15 protein-coding genes are annotated in these 15,391 nt (G+C 57.1%); 4 read left to right on the forward strand and 11 right to left on the reverse strand.

The features are described from left to right. The 9 genes from tolR to ruvA all read right to left on the reverse strand — a co-directional run bounded on the left by tolR (position 1) and on the right by ruvA (position 7,340). Positions 1-447: a protein TolR gene (gene tolR / locus I6L35_RS02910; RefSeq protein WP_005335733.1), complete on the reverse strand. Its 447-nt coding sequence runs from the start codon at positions 445-447 to the stop codon at positions 1-3. Then, positions 447-1,136, reverse strand: a complete 690-nt coding sequence (tolQ, locus tag I6L35_RS02915) for a protein TolQ (RefSeq protein WP_005343213.1) — start codon at positions 1,134-1,136, stop codon at positions 447-449. Before tolQ ends, tolR begins: the two co-directional genes overlap by 1 nt. Further along, complete coding sequence (gene ybgC / locus I6L35_RS02920; protein WP_005343212.1) at positions 1,126-1,533, reverse strand: tol-pal system-associated acyl-CoA thioesterase; 408 nt, start codon at positions 1,531-1,533, stop codon at positions 1,126-1,128. The genes tolQ and ybgC overlap by 11 nt, the downstream gene beginning before the upstream one ends. A 105-nt stretch (positions 1,534-1,638) precedes the next feature. Beyond that, on the reverse strand, positions 1,639-1,950 hold the full coding sequence (locus I6L35_RS02925) for a cyd operon YbgE family protein (protein ID WP_041202810.1): 312 nt from the start codon (positions 1,948-1,950) through the stop codon (positions 1,639-1,641). Continuing rightward, positions 1,937-2,053: a cytochrome bd-I oxidase subunit CydX gene (cydX, locus tag I6L35_RS02930; protein ID WP_005304933.1), complete on the reverse strand. Its 117-nt coding sequence runs from the start codon at positions 2,051-2,053 to the stop codon at positions 1,937-1,939. Before cydX ends, I6L35_RS02925 begins: the two co-directional genes overlap by 14 nt. A gap of 14 nt (positions 2,054-2,067) precedes the next feature. Then, positions 2,068-3,204 (reverse strand): cytochrome d ubiquinol oxidase subunit II, encoded by a 1,137-nt coding sequence (cydB, locus tag I6L35_RS02935; protein ID WP_005335741.1) that lies wholly within the window; start codon positions 3,202-3,204, stop codon positions 2,068-2,070. 11 nt (positions 3,205-3,215) lie between these two features. Further along, positions 3,216-4,772 carry a cytochrome ubiquinol oxidase subunit I gene (locus tag I6L35_RS02940; RefSeq protein ID WP_005335743.1) on the reverse strand — a complete coding sequence of 519 codons (1,557 nt, stop codon included), beginning with the start codon at positions 4,770-4,772 and terminating at the stop codon, positions 3,216-3,218. 934 nt (positions 4,773-5,706) lie between these two features. Next, positions 5,707-6,717: a Holliday junction branch migration DNA helicase RuvB gene (gene ruvB / locus I6L35_RS02945; protein ID WP_005335744.1), complete on the reverse strand. Its 1,011-nt coding sequence runs from the start codon at positions 6,715-6,717 to the stop codon at positions 5,707-5,709. Between the two features lie 8 nt (positions 6,718-6,725). Continuing rightward, entirely contained in the window at positions 6,726-7,340 is a 615-nt protein-coding gene (gene ruvA, locus I6L35_RS02950; protein WP_216979491.1) for a Holliday junction branch migration protein RuvA, read from the reverse strand. A gap of 258 nt (positions 7,341-7,598) precedes the next feature. Between ruvA and I6L35_RS02955 the strand changes: the two genes are divergently transcribed. Beyond that, positions 7,599-9,608, forward strand: coding sequence for a methyl-accepting chemotaxis protein (locus tag I6L35_RS02955; RefSeq protein ID WP_216979492.1), 2,010 nt, complete (start codon positions 7,599-7,601; stop codon positions 9,606-9,608). Between the two features lie 132 nt (positions 9,609-9,740). Here I6L35_RS02955 and lysE read toward each other — a convergent pair whose 3' ends face one another. Both lysE and I6L35_RS02965 read right to left on the reverse strand, forming a co-directional pair. Further along, the gene (lysE, locus tag I6L35_RS02960; RefSeq protein WP_085945988.1) at positions 9,741-10,349 is read right to left on the reverse strand and encodes an L-lysine exporter; all 609 of its coding nucleotides are present in this window, start codon (positions 10,347-10,349) and stop codon (positions 9,741-9,743) included. 197 nt (positions 10,350-10,546) lie between these two features. Next, on the reverse strand, positions 10,547-11,329 hold the full coding sequence (locus I6L35_RS02965; protein ID WP_005343205.1) for a LuxR family transcriptional regulator: 783 nt from the start codon (positions 11,327-11,329) through the stop codon (positions 10,547-10,549). A gap of 62 nt (positions 11,330-11,391) precedes the next feature. Between I6L35_RS02965 and I6L35_RS02970 the strand changes: the two genes are divergently transcribed. The 3 genes from I6L35_RS02970 (at position 11,392) to I6L35_RS02980 (ending at position 15,264) form a co-directional block, all read left to right on the forward strand. Beyond that, positions 11,392-12,042 (forward strand): acyl-homoserine-lactone synthase, encoded by a 651-nt coding sequence (locus I6L35_RS02970; RefSeq protein ID WP_216979493.1) that lies wholly within the window; start codon positions 11,392-11,394, stop codon positions 12,040-12,042. A 199-nt stretch (positions 12,043-12,241) separates the two neighbouring features. Beyond that, positions 12,242-13,141 carry a LysR family transcriptional regulator ArgP gene (locus I6L35_RS02975; RefSeq protein ID WP_216979494.1) on the forward strand — a complete coding sequence of 300 codons (900 nt, stop codon included), beginning with the start codon at positions 12,242-12,244 and terminating at the stop codon, positions 13,139-13,141. Positions 13,142-13,227: 86 nt separating this feature from the next. Beyond that, complete coding sequence (locus I6L35_RS02980) at positions 13,228-15,264, forward strand: exoribonuclease II (protein ID WP_216979495.1); 2,037 nt, start codon at positions 13,228-13,230, stop codon at positions 15,262-15,264. Positions 15,265-15,391: the final 127 nt, after the last annotated feature.

Below are 15,391 nucleotides of genomic sequence, written 5' to 3' on the forward strand. Positions count from 1 at the left end.
TTAGTTCACCGGATCTGTCATCAGGCCAACCTGAGGCACACCCGCATTCTTGAGGGCCACCATCAACAGGATCACCTCTTCGTAGCGCACGGCCTTGTCACCCGCGACCACCACGGGGGCATTCTGGTTGATCGCCAGATAGCCCATGGCTTTTTCGGTGATGTATTGCTGCATCGCCTCTGGCGTGCCACTTGGCACCGGCTCGTCATCGGCTTCGCCAGCCTTGATGACATACTCGCCTTCGGTATTGACGCTGACGATGAAGGGTGGCTTGGCATCTTCCGGCAACTGCTCGGACTCAGCCTGCGGCAGATCCACCTTGACCCCTTGCGTGATCACCGGCGTGACCGCCATAAAGATGATAAGCAGCACCAGCATGACGTCGATATAGGGAACCACGTTGATCTCGGCCACCTTCTTGCGCCGGATCCGCTGATAGGTTTGCATTACTGATCACCCTGCTGCTGAGCAATTTGACGGTTCAGAATGGTGGTGAACTCGTCCATGAAGTTGGCGTAGGCGTTCTCCAGCCGCTCGACCTTGTTGGAGAAGCGGTTGTAGAAGATTACCGCCGGGATAGCGGCAAACAGACCCATGGCGGTCGCAATCAGCGCTTCCGCGATACCCGGTGCCACCATCTGCAGGGTGGCCTGCTGCACCTGACCCAGGGCGATAAAGGCGTTCATGATCCCCCATACGGTACCGAACAGACCGATGTAGGGGCTGATGGAGCCGATGGTCGCCAGCACCGGCAGGTTGGATTCCAGATCATCCACCGCACGGGAGAGGGAGACGCGCATGGCGCGGTAGGTACCATCCATCACCGCATCCTGACCACGGGCCCCGGCCTTGAGCAGGCGGGCATACTCCTTGAAGCCGGAGTAGAAGATATCTTCCATGCCTTCGATATCATCGCGGCGGGAAGAGGACTCCTGATAGAGGCGATTGAGATCGACCCCTGACCAGAAGCGATCTTCAAACTGTTCCGATGCGAGATTGGCCGCCTTGATCGCCTTGGAACGCTGGATAATCAGCGCCCAGGAGACAATAGACATGCTCATCAGGGTGATCATGACCAGTTTTACCAACAGGCTGGCTTGCCAAAACAGGCCAATAAACGAAATTTCAGCGTGCACTTAACAGCACTCCCTTGATTTTTTCAGGTATAGCTACAGGTTTCATTTGCGGATGACTTACACAGGCTATCTGTACCAAAGCCTGGGTGACGAGTCGTCCATCAGCCGCCAGGATCTGCTGCGAAAAACGCAGGGATGCGCGTTTCACTTCAATCACTTGCGTTAATACATTCAATAGTTCATTAAAACGGGCCGCCGAGCGGAAATCGATCTCAGTTCGGCTCACCACGAAGGCATATCCCTCCTGCAGCCAGACGTCCTGTTCGACCCCTTTGGCACGAAGAAACTCGGTGCGAGCACGTTCCATAAACTTGAGATAATTGGCGTTGTAGACGATGCCCCCGGCGTCGGTGTCTTCGTAGTAGACACGCACCGGAAACTCAAAGACTTCCCCCATAACAATCTGTGATCCATTCGACAGTCAGATGGGGGGCTATCATAGCGCAGGGCTGAATAGGAAAGAAGCAGGGGGAGGCAGGGAAATCCTGCCTCCCCCCGTTTTTTATGAAAGGAAATATGAATGTGTCAGCCAGAGGCCATACAACAAACTGGGCCAGGCGAGCCAGGGGTTGAACAGCACACGTCCGGGCAGGCTTTTCAGATGAAAGCCAAGCCCGTTAAGTACGCCACAACAGACGGCCCACATCAGCCAGGGAGCAAGCCAGAGACCATGCTCGCTGGTGTTGGCCGCGATCAGATTGGGGGCCTGTAAAATAGCGACGGCCAACAAGGCCGCCGCGAGTAACATCAACCCCTGCCACGGCTGCCGCTCCAGTGGAGCGGCCAGCCTGGCGAGTCGATCACTTGTTTTCATCGATCTGACGATCCATGTTCTCGGTGTGTTCCAGCCACAGCGCATTGATGATGCCAAATGCACAGGCCAGCAACAGCCCCAGGATCCAGGTGAAATACCACATTGTCAGCGCACCTCTTAATAGAGAGATTGTTGGTTATCTTCGATGTGCTTGTTGGTTACCCGGCCAAACATCTTGATGTAAGTCCAGATGGTGTAACCCAGCACAATCGGTACGAAGATCGCTGCAGCCACTGTCATCACCTGCAAGGTGTTGAAAGAGGCGGTAGCATCCCACATGGTCAGGCTCAGTGACGGCTCAAGGCTTGAGGGCATCACGAACGGGAACATGGAGAAACCGGCAGTGAGGATGACCCCGGCAATCGCCAGCGAGGAGCTGGTAAACGCCAGCCAGCCGATGTTCATGCGGGCAAACAGCGCAGTCAGCAGGCTCATGGCCAGACCCAGTACAGGAGCAGCCACCATCCACGGATAGAGGGTGTAGTTGTTCATCCAGGCACCAGCCTGCAGCACAACTTCCTTGTTCATCGGGTTGGATACCGCGTCAGTCGCGGCAGCCTTGACGATGACATACCCTTCCATACCGCTTACCCACCAACCCGCGGCAGCAAACAGCACCAGGGTCAGCAGTGAGCAGATCATGGCGGCAGTACGGGAACGTGCCAGCACTTCCCCATCGGTCTTCATCATCAACCAGGTTGCGCCCTGGGTGAGCAGCATGAACAGGCTCACCAGACCAGCCAGAATGCCGAACGGGTTAAGCAGGCCAAAGAAGTTGCCGTGATAGGTCAACATCATGAACTGGTTAAACTCGAACGGAACGCCTTGCAACAGGTTGCCAAAGGCCACGCCGAAAACGATGGGCGGTACGGCGCTACCGGCGAACAGGGCCCAATCCCAGTTGCTGCGCCATTTTGCATCAGCACGCAGCGAGCGGTACTTGAAACCGACCGGACGCAGGAACAGCGCCATCAAGGTCAGGATCATGGCGATGTAGAAGCCGGAGAAGGTCGCGGCATACACCATCGGCCAGGCGGCGAACAAGGCACCACCGGCAGTGACCAGCCAAACCTGGTTACCTTCCCAGTGCGGTCCCATGGTGTTGAGCATCACGCGGCGCTCGACATCTTTCTTGCCAACGAACGGGAGCAGTGCGCCTACCCCCATGTCGAAGCCGTCAGTGATGGCAAAACCGATCAGCAGTACGCCGACCAGAGCCCACCAGATGACACGCAGAGTTTCGTAATCAAACATGGTCGCTCTCCTTATGCCTTGATCTGTTCAAAGTGATACTTGCCAGTCTTCAGGCTGCTGGGGCCAAGACGGGCATACTTGAACATCAGGTACATCTCGATAACCAGAAGTACGGTATAGAACAGGCAGATACCGATCAGAGAGAACCAGATCTCGGCTGCAGGCAGGTTGGATGCAGAGAGGGAAGTCGGCAACACCTCTGCAATGGTCCACGGTTGGCGACCATATTCAGCAACAAACCAGCCAGCTTCGATAGCGATCCACGGCAGCGGGATACCCCACAGCAGACCCTTGAGCAGCCACTTGCGCTTGCCGATCTGGTGACGGGCACTGTCATAGAAGGCCATACCAATCAGCACCAGCATCAGCATGCCGACGGCAACCATGATGCGGAAGGCGAAGAACAGCGGCAGTACCTGCGGGATGGAGTCATCCACGGCGGCCTTGATCTGCTCGTCGGTAGCATCGGTCACGTTGCTGGTGTAGCGCTTGAGCAGCAGACCGTAGCCCAGATCCTGCTTCACTTCGTCGAAGCGAGCGCGGGTCTCGTCAGACTTGTCACCGGATTGCAGCTTGGTCAGCAGATCGTAAGCGGTCATACCGTTACGAACGCGCAGTTCGTGCTCGCTCTTCAGATCCTTCAGACCGGTGACCTGACCGTCCAGAGAACGGGTCGCGATAATACCAAGCGCATAAGGGATCTTGATGGCGTAGTCGGTGCGCATCTCTTCCTGATTCGGAATACCGAACAGGGTAAAGGCGGCCGGAGCAGGTTCAGTTTCCCATTCGGCTTCGATAGCGGCCAGTTTAACCTTCTGCACTTCACCGGTCTCGTAACCGGATTCGTCACCGAGGATCAGCACGGACACGATGGAAGCCATACCGAACGCGGCGGCAATGGCGAAGGAGCGACGGGCAAACGCCACATCACGATTCTTCAGCAGGTAGTAGGAGGAGATACCCAGCACAAACATGGCGCCACAGGTATAGCCAGCCGCCACAGTGTGGACGAACTTGACCTGAGCAACCGGGTTGAGCACCACGTCAGCGAAGCTCATCATCTCCATCCGCATGGATTCAAAGTTGAACTCGGCACCGACCGGGTTTTGCATCCAGCCGTTGGCAACCAGGATCCAGAGGGCGGAGAGGTTGGTACCCAGTGCCATCAACCAGGTGGCAGCCAGATGCTGATGCTTGCTCAGACGATCCCAACCAAAGAAGAACATACCGACGAAGGTGGACTCCAGGAAGAAGGCCATCAGCCCTTCAATGGCCAGCGGGGCCCCGAAGATATCGCCGACATAATGGGAGTAATACGCCCAGTTCGTCCCGAACTGGAACTCCATGGCCAAGCCTGTGGTAACCCCCAGGGCAAAGTTGATACCAAACAACTTACCCCAGAATTTGGTCATATCCCGGTAGATGGTGTTGTTGGTCATCACATAGACGGATTCCATGATCGCCAGGAGAAAAGCCATTCCCAGCGTCAGGGGTACAAACAAAAAGTGATAAAGGGCCGTCGCAGCGAACTGGAACCGCGATAGGTCTACCACATGCTCAGCAATCATGATGTTTCCTCACCGATTATTGGCACGGCTATTTTAAGTTTTAAGGACAAAGCTTCCGTTGGGGGTTATCGAATGGGCCCCATTGAGACGCATCACAACAAAACACTTTCAGTAACCACCAATATTAACAACAAGGCAATACAGGAAAACAAATAAAGCTAATGTTTAACAATTACAAAACAATCAGCTTCAATTTATTCTCGCCCATTATGACCGGGTTTTTATATCACCTTTATTTGATTGAAATCAATGTAAAAGGACCCGAAATACATGGCTTTCAAAGCCATGTTTAATCTATTTCACGATTATTGAAGAGAGCCAGATCACAAAAGATGATAAAGCGTAAAATATTGATTTAAATCAATTTAAGAATTTAACATCCGGCTACCTCGTTTAATTTGAAAAGTGTCGATAACGCGCCTTTTTCCATGTTATCCGGGTCAGTCAATCTGATTCAAAAATCCAATTTAAAACTGCAAATAATGCATACTCATGCGAACCAATTTCATCAAGCGAGGCATTAGATAAACTAATTTGAAGGTTGCAATTTTTCTTGTTTGTCCAGGTCGATTCGAACTCCTACAATGCGCCTCGCAGTGAGGGCATCCCCTTGGATACAGGCCGGTTACTCCGGGTTCACGGTACGTATTCGACCATCAATTTGAACCTGTCTATTGGAATCGAAGATGAAAAAGTTTGTTGCTAAAACCATCCGTTACTACAAGCTTTCCTTTGTGCAGCTCTATCAACTGAACCGACTCTGAGAGCTCGCGACGGCTCACCTGTTTATTTTCCGGTCTGTGTCCAGACGCACTCACTGTCTGTGAACATCCATCCTGAATTGTCTTTGCCCACCGCATCCGCCGTGGGCTTTTTTTGGCCCGCATAACAAAAAACCGCCTTTGACGGCGGTTTCATGTTCAAACGACTGTTTTTACTTCTCATCTGGTCGCTGAAGACCGAAATGAGCGTAGGCTCGTGTGGTCGCAATCCGTCCTCTGGGTGTACGTTGCAGATACCCTTGCTGGATCAGATAAGGCTCCAGCACATCTTCGATAGTATCTTTCTCTTCCCCGATCGCGGCGGCCAGATTATCGAGACCCACCGGCCCCCCCATAAACTTGTCTATCACAGCCAACAATAACTTGCGGTCCATAAAATCAAACCCCTCGTTATCGACATCCAGCATATCCATGGCGCGAGCCGCGATGGGACCATCGATGCGGCCATCGGATTTCACCTGGGCAAAATCGCGCACCCGTCTTAACAAGCGGTTAGCAATCCGCGGAGTACCACGGGAGCGACGAGCGACCTCGATGGCTCCATCCTCTGTCATATCGAGTCCCAGACAACGGGCGCTGCGGGAGACGATATCGGTCAAGTCCTTGACGTTGTAGAACTCAAGACGCTGGACGATACCAAAACGATCTCGCAGCGGGCTGGTGAGTGAACCAGCCCGGGTGGTTGCGCCGATCAGGGTGAAGGGGGGCAAATCCAGCTTGATGGAGCGAGCCGCTGGCCCCTCTCCGATCATGATGTCGAGCTGGTAATCCTCCATTGCCGGATAGAGCACCTCCTCCACCACCGGGCTGAGACGGTGGATCTCGTCGATGAACAATACATCGTTCGGTTCAAGGTTGGTGAGCAATGCAGCCAGATCACCCGCTTTCTCCAGCACCGGGCCGGAAGTGGTCTTGATATTGACCCCCATCTCGTTGGCGACGATGTTGGCGAGGGTGGTCTTGCCCAGACCGGGCGGGCCGAAGATCAGCAGGTGATCAAGCGCTTCACCCCGCTGACGCGCCGCTTCGATAAAGATCTCCATCTGTTCGCAGACGGTATCCTGACCGGTGTAGTCAGCCAGCTTCTTGGGGCGGATGGCCCGATCAATAATGTCATCCTCACGGGCGGCACTGGCCGAGATGAGGCGGTCTGCTTCAATCATCAACTACCTCACACAAGGCTACGAAGAGATTCACGGATGATATCTTCCACCGACATCCCCTCTTTGGCGATCTTGCTGACAATCTGGCTCGCCTGTTGCGGCTTGTAACCAAGGGCAACCAGCGCACTGGCTGCCTCTTCGGTCACACCCGGCGCCCGCAATTCAGGCTCACTGGCTGGCAATGTGACCATGGCGGGGGAGAAGAGATCATGGCTGACCCAGCCCTTTAGACGATCCTTCATCTCGACTACCAGCCGCTCGGCGGTCTTTTTGCCGACCCCCGGCAGTTTGACCAGGGAGCTTATCTCTTCACGTTCGACACTCAGCACAAACTGGGTAGCGGTCATACCGGAGAGAATAGCCAGTGCCAGTTTGGGGCCAACCCCATTGGTCTTGATCAGCTCGCGAAACAGCGCCCGCTCCTGTTTGTGGTTGAAACCATAGAGCAGTTGGGCATCTTCCCGCACCACAAAGTGAGTATGGATGGTCGCTTCCCTGCCGATCTCCGGCAAATCATAGAAGCAGCTCATCGGCATCTGCACCTCATAGCCAACCCCACCCACTTCCAGCAGGACCTCGGGGGGCTGCTTCTCAATGACAATGCCTCTCAAGCGACCAATCACAGCTCTCTCCTCACCAATACAGCTATTCGTAAATTGGCTCATAGCATAAAGAATAACTGGATAAGTATCCAGCACATGGCGGCAACCTCAGAGTAGCCAGAAAGCTTTTTCGCCAATTGGCTACCATGCTTGATCTGGTTCAGCCGGAGTGTACGGGATGTTTCTGCACCGGGCCGGACTCCGAACGGGCATGAACACTACACTAAACTCGTTCGGAACCGAAATTGATGCAATGCAGATACCAAGGAAGGCCATCATATGAAAATTGTTACCACCGCCAATCTGGGTCTTGCCATCTTGCTCGGCTGCACGCTGGGGATGGGAGCCGTGGGCTGGTATGGCAGCCAGCGGCTTGCCGATCTGCTCGCCTATGTGTTGGGAAGCGCCTGGCAGACCGCTGACGGGGCCATGGAGGGCTCCATCGAACTGGGCAATCAACAGTTACAGATTCAGAAGATGCAAAACGGCACCCCGCTCAATCGTGCCGAGCTTGATGCCGCCAAAGCGGCAACCGATGAGGCACTGGCTCGGGTCAGTCAGGGGCAGCTCATTGATGGCGCAGCCCTTTCGTCCATGGAGCAACAGAAGCAGGCCTATCAACAGCAACAAGAGAAGCTGTTGACGCTCTATCACGCCTACACAGAGGCGGATCAGGCCCTGCATCATAACGCCGACCTGATGGCCCGTCTCTCGACGCAGCTGGAGGAGATCGGCGATGGGGCGGTAGAGACGCTGACCCAATCCCCCGACCAGACCATCAGCTGGAACAGTGGCCTCTCTACCCGCTGGGAAGCGGCCGACGGGGGGATGGAGTCCAACATCGGCTTTTTGCGCCAGCTCTATGCGCTGGAGAAGATGCGCAGACAGGGGGTCACGGCGGCGATCAAGGCCGAGCTGAAAGAGGCGACCGATTTCTACCACGGAGCGATCGACAGCATGCTCGGCACCGGACTGTTCGATATCGAGGGCTCCGGGGAATTTGCTGGCAAGACACTGTCCGCAGAGTATCGCGCCCTGCTGACCCGACATCAGCAATTGATGGGGCAGTGGATCGAGGCGCTCGGCAACTATCAGGCCCAGCAGGCTCTCTATGAGGCCAGTGCCGACCAGCTGAAACAACAACTGGTTGCCATCGAGGCGAGCGGTGATGCCACCGTCGAGGATCAGGTCGTCCAACTCAACGGCATCATCAGCCAGACTCGCTCCCTGCTGCTGGGCGGCCTGTTGCTGAGCCTGCTCATGGTCACCCTCTGCGGCTTCTGGCTGACCCGCAAGCTGGTCACCCCGCTGCTGCAGGTGGATAAACGGATGCAGGATATCGCCGCCGGCGAGGGAGATCTCAACGCCCGCATCAACCTGCAACGGGATGACGAGATAGGCTCGCTTGCCAACAGCGTGGATCGCTTCATCGAGAAATTGCAGAAGATGATCAGCTCCACCATGGACAATAATCGGCACTTCAGCGAGCACGTCCACACCTCGGTCAACCGGGTGGAGGCGATCAGCCAGAGCAGCCGCCAGACTGCCGAACATGCGCTGGCCCTGCACCACGACAGCGAACAGATGGTACAGGTAGCGACCACCATATCGGACAACTGCAGCATGGCGGCCCACAATGCCAATGAGGTGCGCCAGCTGACCACCGAGAGCAGCCAGTATGTCGCCTCCGCCAGCGCGGGCATGCAGCGGGTGGTGCAGGAGGTGGGCGAGTGCGCCGTCGCCATCAACGCCCTCAAGGAGCAGGCAGGCCAGATTGGCCAGATCATCTCCACCATCAGCGGCATCTCGGAGCAGACCAACCTGCTGGCCCTCAATGCGGCTATCGAAGCAGCCCGCGCGGGGGAGATGGGACGTGGCTTTGCGGTGGTCGCTGACGAGGTGCGCACCCTGGCCAACCGCACCGCGGCCTCAAGCGCCGAAATTAGCCAGGTGATCAGCAGCATCCAGCAGCAGACCGAGAGCGCCTATCTGATGATGCAGCGCAACCTCAAGACGGTGGAGTCTGGCATGCAAGACTCCGAGAACACCAAGCAGATCCTGTTCAAGGTGGAAGGGGCCATCGACCAGCTGGCCGATATGGTGCAGCAGGTGGCCGTGGCCACCGGGCAACTGTCACACACCCTCAGCCACTCCTCCGACAAGGTCTCGGGGATCAGCCTGCAGGCCAGAACCGGCGAACAGGAGGCGCAGGAGTGCCTGTTGCTGGCCTCCTCTCTCCATCAGGCCAGCCTGCAGCAACAGCGCCTGCTCTCCCAGTTCCGGGTATAGCCTCTGTATCGAGAAGCTGTAAAAACACCAGTCCGTAGAACGGACTGGTGTTTGACACTCAATCGCACGGAGCCTACCCTCGCTATCCGCCAATGAGCGTCACCGACATCACCATGGATACAGTCTGGCGGACTAGCCTCCAAACGCCAGCTTGCCCGCCAGACTCAGCATGATGATGCCGACCAGCAGATCGATCCCCCGCTGTACCCCCCCTCTCGCCAGCCAGGGCGCCAATGCTGCAGCTCCCAGCGCAAGTGAGTAGAACCACACCAGCGAGGCGAGCATGGCACCGGCCGCAAAGGCCGGACGCAGGTGCTCGCTCACCTGACTGCCCAGCGAGCCGAGCAGCATCAGGGTATCGAGATAGACATGGGGATTGAGCAAGGTGACCCCTAGCGTCATGGCCAGTACACTTCTGGCTTTCATCCGTTGCGAAGCGTCGGCCAGTCCTCCCTCCTGCCCATACCACGCGCTGCGCAGGGAGCGCACACCAAACCAGCCGAGAAACAGTACGCCCCCCCAGGTGAGCAATATCATGCCGATCGGGCTGGCGGCCAGCAGATTGGCTCCGCCAAATACCCCTATGGCGATCAGAATTAGGTCGCAAAAGCTGCAGAGTGTGGCGCTCAGCAAATGATGGTTGCGATGGATACCCCTGCTCAGCACAAAGGCATTCTGGGCGCCGATAGGGATGATCATGGCAAGACCTATGGTGAAACCTTGCAGGGTCGTGGTCAGCAGCATCGAAAATTCCGTTCGAAATGATGAATGAACGGCACTATAGCGAGTCCGGCTCCTTCTTAGAAATTCATTGATTTACTGGTTCATTCATTTTGCTAATGATGAAGCGCTTCTATTAAATCCCGTGTCAATTACCGGATCTGACAATTGTGACCCTCAGACAGCAGCAGGAGAATCTGTGGTATCTGAGACTCGGACTACTGAAGCACTCTGGGGAAATTGGTGACCACCACCTGCTCCAGATTGGGCAGCAGCAAGCCGGTTCCCACCCCTTTGGCAATGGCCTGGTAGCGGTTCATGGAGCCGGTTTTGCGGGTGACCTGATTGAGATGGTAATTCACTGTGCGCTCCGTGATGCCGAGAATGCAGGCAATCTCGCTGGAGGTCTTTCCTTCACTGGCCCAGAACAGGCACTCTGTTTCGCGCTCGGTCAGGGGCTCTTTGCCCACACTGTCCATCATGCTGAAACGCACCACCCGGATCGCGGCATCGAAGATGTAGTTGGACATCCATGAGAGGATGGGCGACGACTCCAACAGCAGATCGCTCGAGGCCCGTTCCGAGGTAATGAAGGAGAGAATACCGTTCTCCCCGGCGGCACCGTGCAAGGGGAAGGAGATGCCGTTGCGCAGCCCGAACTCGGCTGCCAGCCCCATCACATCCATGCTTCCCTCTTGCAGAAAGCTTGCTCGCTCATCGAGGCGATTCCAGTAGATGGGCAAGGTCTGCTTGCGCGCCAGCTGGATCACCGGATCACATGCCAGCATGTTGTTTTCGGTATAGGCCTGCACCCAGGAGTCAGGGCAGTGATTGAACAGCACCACCTTGGGTCTTTGCATCGACATCGGCAGGATCAGCGCGAAGCGGTAGTAGTCGTAGCCCATCCCGAGCGTGAAGTGACCGATCAGCTCGGCCAGACGGTTGCCATCCGTCACCGAAGTGAAATGTTCGAGATACTCAAGCAGTTGGTCTCTTTTCATATGAAAGCCCCCTTGGCCAGACATGTGATTATAACGGCGAATAGCAAGACAGAGGGCCCATAATGTTGGTTTTCAAAGGAAAATTGAGAGAGCATCCACGAAATGAGGTAGAGGATGAACTCTATCGCTTTCGAAATCGCGTCTTTTCCGACCGGCTCGGCTGGGATGTAGAGTCCCATCGGGGACTTGAGCGTGACAGTTTTGATACGCCAGACACCCATTGGGTGCTGATCGAGGATAAGCAAGGGCTATGCGGCTGTATTCGCCTGCTCAACTGTGCCGATGCCTATATGCTGCCCACCATCTTCCCCACCGCCCTTGCCGGTGAAAGTGCACCGCGTACCCCCGATGTCTGGGAACTGACCCGTCTTGCCATCGATGCCAGCCGTGCTCCGCGGATGGTCAATGGCGTCAGCGAGCTCACCTGCGTCATCTTTCGCGAAGTCTATGCCTTCGCCCATGCTCACGGGATCCGTGAGCTGGTCGCTGTCGTCAGCCTGCCGGTAGAGCGCATCTTCCGCCGCCTCGGCCTGCCCATCGAGCGCCTCGGCCATCGCCAGGCGGTGGATCTGGGGGCCGTGCGCGGGGTGGGGATCCGCTTCCATCTGGATGAACGCTTCGCCCGTGCCGTTGGCAAACCTCTGCTGGGCCACTATCAAACCAGCCACTCTCTACTGCAGCAACCATCACCGGCGCTGGCAACGCAGCCATAAAAAATCCCGGGAAAACAGACCCGGGATAAACAGATCGCTATGAGCCCGCAGGCTAACCCATGGGTCAGCGGGCAGTATCCTCCCTCAACAACCTGATCACTACTGTCAGAAATCACAGCGTAACGGCCCTGTCGCCACCCATTGTTGTCCCCTGCCGAGTGACGTAGAGTCAGCCCAGAAGCAACGCAAGGGAGGGAAGATGAAAGAGCTGGACTACAAACTGCTGCGGGCACTGGATGCGGTACTGCAGGAGCAGAACTTCGAGCGGGCCGCCAAATCACTGCACATGACCCAGTCCGCCATCTCCCAGCGGATCAAACTACTGGAGCAACAGTTTGCCGAGCCGCTGCTCATCCGCAGCCAGCCGTTGCAGGCGACCCAGCTCGGCCAGAAGCTGCTGGCACACTATCGTCAGGTCCACCAGCTAGAGCTGGAACTGGCTGGTGAGCTGGCTCCCGCCACACCACAAGCACCCATCCGGATCAGTATCGCCGTCAATGCCGACAGCCTGGCCACCTGGTTTCTGCCCTCGATTACTCCCTTGCTTGAGCAGCATCCCATCGAACTCAACCTGCTGGTGGATGACGAGTGCCGCACCCTCGACAAGGTGCGCGAGGGACAGGCCTTCGGCGCGGTCAGCCTGAGCCCCCAACCGCTGGCTGGTTGCTGTGTCGACGAGCTGGGTGAGATGAACTATCTGCTCACCGCCAGCCCGGCCTTTGTGGCTCGCCATTTTCCTCGCGGTCTGACCCGGGAAGCACTGGCCAAGGCACCGGCAGTAGCGTTCGATCAGCGAGATGACATGCATGTAAGCTTTATGAGGGAGCAGTTCGGGCTGGAGCCTGGCGGCTACCCCTGCCATACGGTTCATTCGTCGGAGGCCTTTGTCGCCATGGCCGAACAGGGAGTGGCCTACTGTCTTATCCCGGAATTACAGATCAGGAGACAACTGGAGAGTGGCTCACTGGTCAACCTCAGCCCAGAGCGCATCCTGACGGAGCGACTCTACTGGCACCGTTGGGTACTGGAAAAAGGGGTACACAAACAGCTCTCTTTACGGCTCATCGACTATGCCCGCAGCTCTCTGAAACCACGCTGATCAGGCCATTCACCTTGGCTTTGCAGGGCTAAAAACGTATAGTGCTGGGCGTTTCTTCATCAGGTCTCCACTCAGGTTCCCCATTTATGTTCCAAGACAATCCGCTGCTGGCCCAGCTCAAGCAACAAATCCGCGAAAACATCCCGAAGAAAGAGGGTGTGATCCGCGCCTCGGACCGGGGCTTCGGCTTTCTGGAAGTCGATGAGAAGACCAGCTATTTCGTGCCGCCTCCCTACATGAAGAAGGTGATGCACGGTGACCGGGTGACCGCCCTGATCCGCACCGAAAAAGAGAAGGAAGTGGCCGAGCCGGATACCCTGCTGGAGCAGTCCGTCACCCGCTTCGTGGCCCGGGTCAAGATGTTCCGTGACCGCCTCAACGTGGTTGCCGACCATCCGCTGATCAAGGATGCCATCAAGGCCCGCGTCAAGAAGGGTCTGGATGAGAAAGAGTTCAAGGAAGGTGACTGGGTGGTGGCGACCCTCAAGCGCCATGCGCTGGTCGACGGCAACTTCTCTGCCGAGATTATCCAGAAGATCGCCGCCCAAGAAGATCACAATGTGCCCTGGTGGGTGGTGCTGGCGCGCCACAATCTGGCCCAGGTCGAGCCGGCTGACTTGCCGGAGTGGAAGGTGATCGAAGAGGAAGAGCTGCCCCGTCGCGATCTGACCGCAGTCCCCTTCTTCACCATCGACGGTGCCAAGACCAAGGATATGGACGATGCGCTGGCCATCACCAAGCTGGACAACGGCTGGGAGCTGCTGGTCGCCATCGCTGACCCGACCGCCTATGTGGCCGAAGGGAGCGAGCTGGACAAAGAGGCCGCCCAGCGCGCCTTTACCGTCTACATGCCGGGCCGCAACGTGCCGATGATCCCGCGCACCCTCTCCGACGAGCTCTGCTCCCTGAAAGAGGGCGAGGAGCGCAACACCCTGTGCGCCCGTCTGCTGATCGCCGAAGATGGTCTGCTGCTGGAGGAGACCGAGTTCTTCGCCGCCCGCATCTGCTCCCACGCCCGTCTCAACTATGACGACGTCTCCGACTGGGCTGAGCATGGCAAAGAGCTGGCTATCGACGCAGGTGTGCTGGCCCAGCTGCCGATGATGAAGGCAATGACCGAGGCGCGCATCAAGTGGCGCACCGAGCATGCACTGGTATTCCCGGATCGTCCCGACTACGACTTCGAGCTGGGCGAGAATGGCGAAGTGCTGGCCATCCACGTCGAGCCACGCCGCATCGCCAACCGCATGGTGGAAGAGTCGATGATCGCCGCCAACATCTGCGCCGGTCGCGTACTGGGCAAGAGCGTCGGCTACGGCATCTTCAACGTCCACACAGGCTTTGACGAAGAGTCCCTCGACGGCGCCATCGACCTGCTGAAAAGCGCCGAGGCCCCGTTCGAACGTGACGAGATCGCCAGCCTCTCCGGCTTCTGCGCCCTGCGCCGCTGGATCGACAACCTCGATACCCGCTGGCTGGATGGCAAGATCCGCCGCTTCCAGAGCTATGCACTGATGTCCTCCGAGCCGGGCGCACATTACGGCCTGGGTCTGGATGCCTACGCCACCTGGACCTCACCTATTCGAAAATACGGCGATATGGTCAACCATCGTCTGCTCAAAGCGGTCATCGCGGGCAAAACCCCGGGCGAGCGCCCGAGCACCGAGCTCACCGAGCACCTGACCGCCTGCCGCCGCCTGCACCGCATGGTGGAGCGCGACATCGGCGACTGGCTCTATGTCCGCTACCTCAAGGCCGATGCTGGCACCGACAAGGTGTTCAACGCCGAGATCATCGACGTGATGCGTGCTGGCCTCAAGCTGCGTCTGCAGGAGAACGGCGCCGTGGTCTTCATGCCTGCCCGTCATATCCTCGACAACAAGGATCGGCTGGAGTGCAACTGGGACAACGGTCGCGTCTATCTGGACAAGACCGAGGTGGTCTACGAGCTCGGTCAGATCATTGAGGTCAAGCTGACAGAAGCGGTGGAAGAGACCCGCTCCCTCATTGCCAAGCCGGCGGTGGAGCTGGTGCCGGGTCCGGCACCGGAAGCCCCGTTGGCAGAGAGCACGTCAGCCGATAGCAGTGAAACGCCAGCGCAGCCAGCCTCCCAGGCTGAGTAAGCCACGCAGAGTCATCGAATCTGCCCGAGAGCCCGCCATCGTGCGGGCTCTTTTTTGCTCCACATCTGCCATGCACGCTGCTACAGGTGGCGCAACTACGCACAGTTTTCGCCATAATTGGCAATAA

The sequence above is a fragment of the Aeromonas sp. FDAARGOS 1405 genome, assembly GCF_019048265.1.
GTDB lineage: Bacteria > Pseudomonadota > Gammaproteobacteria > Enterobacterales > Aeromonadaceae > Aeromonas > Aeromonas veronii_A.

Coding starts and splice junctions, on each gene's coding strand:
- tolR (WP_005335733.1), bottom strand. CDS start 447: ATGCAAACCTATCAGCGGATCCGGCGCAAGAAGGTGGCCGAGATCAAC.
- ybgC (WP_005343212.1), bottom strand. CDS start 1,533: ATGGGGGAAGTCTTTGAGTTTCCGGTGCGTGTCTACTACGAAGACACC.
- I6L35_RS02925 (WP_041202810.1), bottom strand. CDS start 1,950: ATGAAAACAAGTGATCGACTCGCCAGGCTGGCCGCTCCACTGGAGCGG.
- cydX (WP_005304933.1), bottom strand. CDS start 2,053: ATGTGGTATTTCACCTGGATCCTGGGGCTGTTGCTGGCCTGTGCATTT.
- cydB (WP_005335741.1), bottom strand. CDS start 3,204: ATGTTTGATTACGAAACTCTGCGTGTCATCTGGTGGGCTCTGGTCGGC.
- I6L35_RS02940 (WP_005335743.1), bottom strand. CDS start 4,772: ATGATTGCTGAGCATGTGGTAGACCTATCGCGGTTCCAGTTCGCTGCG.
- ruvB (WP_005335744.1), bottom strand. CDS start 6,717: ATGATTGAAGCAGACCGCCTCATCTCGGCCAGTGCCGCCCGTGAGGAT.
- I6L35_RS02955 (WP_216979492.1), top strand. CDS start 7,599: ATGAAAATTGTTACCACCGCCAATCTGGGTCTTGCCATCTTGCTCGGC.
- I6L35_RS02965 (WP_005343205.1), bottom strand. CDS start 11,329: ATGAAAAGAGACCAACTGCTTGAGTATCTCGAACATTTCACTTCGGTG.
- I6L35_RS02970 (WP_216979493.1), top strand. CDS start 11,392: ATGTTGGTTTTCAAAGGAAAATTGAGAGAGCATCCACGAAATGAGGTA.
- I6L35_RS02975 (WP_216979494.1), top strand. CDS start 12,242: ATGAAAGAGCTGGACTACAAACTGCTGCGGGCACTGGATGCGGTACTG.
- I6L35_RS02980 (WP_216979495.1), top strand. CDS start 13,228: ATGTTCCAAGACAATCCGCTGCTGGCCCAGCTCAAGCAACAAATCCGC.